At 56.0% G+C, this 2500-nt stretch carries 2 rRNA genes (1 of these 2 cut by a window edge); both read left to right on the top strand.

Annotation, left to right across the window (positions count from 1 at the left end):
* Positions 1-2231, top strand: a 23S ribosomal RNA gene (locus CKO23_RS23585); it begins 655 nt to the left of the window's first position.
* 75 nt (positions 2232-2306) lie between these two features.
* A 5S ribosomal RNA gene (gene rrf / locus CKO23_RS23580) occupies positions 2307-2422 on the top strand.
* Positions 2423-2500 lie beyond the last annotated feature (78 nt).

Raw genomic sequence — 2500 nt, 5'->3', positions numbered from 1 at the left:
AGTAGACCCGAAACCGGGCGATCTACCCATGGCCAGGGTGAAGGTGGGGTAACACCCACTGGAGGCCCGAACCGGGATCTGTTGAAAAAGATTCGGATGAGCTGTGGGTCGGAGTGAAAGGCTAATCAAGCTCGGAGATAGCTGGTTCTCCCCGAAAGCTATTTAGGTAGCGCCTCGTGTCTCACTACTGGGGGTAGAGCACTGTTTCGGCTAGGGGGCCATCCCGGCTTACCAAACCGATGCAAACTCCGAATACCAGTAAGTGCAATCACGGGAGACAGACGGCGGGTGCTAACGTCCGTCGTCAAAAGGGCAACAACCCAGACCGCCAGCTAAGGTCCCTAAATCATGGCTCAGTGGGAAACGATGTGGGAAGGCCCAGACAGCCAGGAGGTTGGCTTAGAAGCAGCCATCCTTTAAAGAAAGCGTAATAGCTCACTGGTCGAGTCGGCCTGCGCGGAAGATGTAACGGGGCTTAAGCCATGTACCGAAGCTGCGGATGCCTGTAAAGGCATGGTAGGGGAGCGTTCCGTAGGCCGTTGAAGGTGCGTTGTAAAGCGTGCTGGAGGTATCGGAAGTGCGAATGCTGACATAAGTAACGACAAAGGGGGTGAGAGTCCCCCTCGCCGAAAGCCCAAGGTTTCCTGCGCAACGTTCATCGGCGCAGGGTGAGTCGGCCCCTAAGGCGAGGCCGAAAGGCGTAGTCGATGGGAAGCCGGTTAATATTCCGGCACCACGCAACACTGCGATGGGGGGACGGAGAAGGCTAGGTCATCCGGCTGATGGTTGCCGGTTCAAGCGTGTAGGGAGATCCCTTAGGCAAATCCGGGGGGTTAATTCTGAGACGTGACGACGAGTCTCTACGGAGACGAAGTGATTGATGCCAAGCTTCCAAGAAAAGCCTCTAAGCTTCAGGTGTTGTGTGACCGTACCCCAAACCGACACAGGTGGGCAGGGTGAGAATCCCCAGGCGCTTGAGAGAACTCGGGTGAAGGAACTAGGCAAAATGGTACCGTAACTTCGGGAGAAGGTACGCCCGTATTAGGTGAAGTGGCTTGCCCATGGAGCCGAGACGGGTTGCAGTGACCAGGCCGCTGCGACTGTTTATTAAAAACACAGCACTCTGCAAACGCGCAAGCGGACGTATAGGGTGTGACGCCTGCCCGGTGCCGGAAGGTTAATTGATGGGGTTATCTTCGGAGAAGCTCTTGATCGAAGCCCCGGTAAACGGCGGCCGTAACTATAACGGTCCTAAGGTAGCGAAATTCCTTGTCGGGTAAGTTCCGACCTGCACGAATGGCGTAACGATGGCGGCACTGTCTCCACCCGAGACTCAGTGAAATTGAATTCTCGGTTAAGATGCCGAGTACCCGCGGCTAGACGGAAAGACCCCGTGAACCTTTACTATAGCTTTGCACTGGACGTTGAACCTACTTGTGTAGGATAGGTGGGAGGCTTTGAAGCGGTGACGCCAGTTGCCGTGGAGCCACCCTTGAAATACCACCCTGGTATGTTTGACGTTCTAACCTCGCCCCGTGATCCGGGGTAGGGACAGTGCATGGTGGGTAGTTTGACTGGGGCGGTCTCCTCCCAAAGAGTAACGGAGGAGCACGAAGGTACCCTCAGCGCGGTCGGAAATCGCGCAATGAGTGCAAAGGCATAAGGGTGCTTGACTGCGAGACAGACACGTCGAGCAGGTACGAAAGTAGGTCTTAGTGATCCGGTGGTTCTGTATGGAAGGGCCATCGCTCAACGGATAAAAGGTACTCCGGGGATAACAGGCTGATACCGCCCAAGAGTTCATATCGACGGCGGTGTTTGGCACCTCGATGTCGGCTCATCACATCCTGGGGCTGAAGTCGGTCCCAAGGGTATGGCTGTTCGCCATTTAAAGTGGTACGCGAGCTGGGTTTAGAACGTCGTGAGACAGTTCGGTCCCTATCTGCCGTGGGCGTTGGAGACTTGAGGGAAGCTGCTCCTAGTACGAGAGGACCGGAGTGGACGTACCCCTGGTGTTCCGGTTGTCACGCCAGTGGCATTGCCGGGTAGCTATGTACGGACGGGATAACCGCTGAAAGCATCTAAGCGGGAAGCCCCTCCCAAGATGAGGTCTCCCTAGGCACTTGATGCCTCTAAAGGTCCGTTGGAGACTACGACGTTGATAGGCAGGGTGTGGAAGCGCGGTAACGTGTGAAGCTAACCTGTACTAATTGACCGTGCGGCTTGACCATATAACACCCAAGTGCGTTGTCGAACAATCTCACCACATTGCAGCGGGCAGCCGAAGGCTTCCCGCTCCCAGTTTTCCTGGCGGCCATAGAGCACTGGAACCACCTGATTCCATTCCGAACTCAGACGTGAAACGGTGTCTCGCCGATGCTAGTGTGGGGCCTCCCCATGCGAAAGTAGGTCACCGCCAGGGCCTCTCCCAAAAACCCCCTCCACTTATCAGCGGCGGGGGTTTTTCCTTTGGGAAATCCACAGAATCGGCGACTCGGCG

Origin of the sequence: Thiocystis violacea, assembly GCF_016583565.1 — a bacterium.
GTDB lineage: Bacteria > Pseudomonadota > Gammaproteobacteria > Chromatiales > Chromatiaceae > Thiorhodococcus > Thiorhodococcus violaceus_A.
Note: the sequence above shows the minus strand (reverse complement) of the source record. Positions and strands in the feature narration are given on the sequence as shown.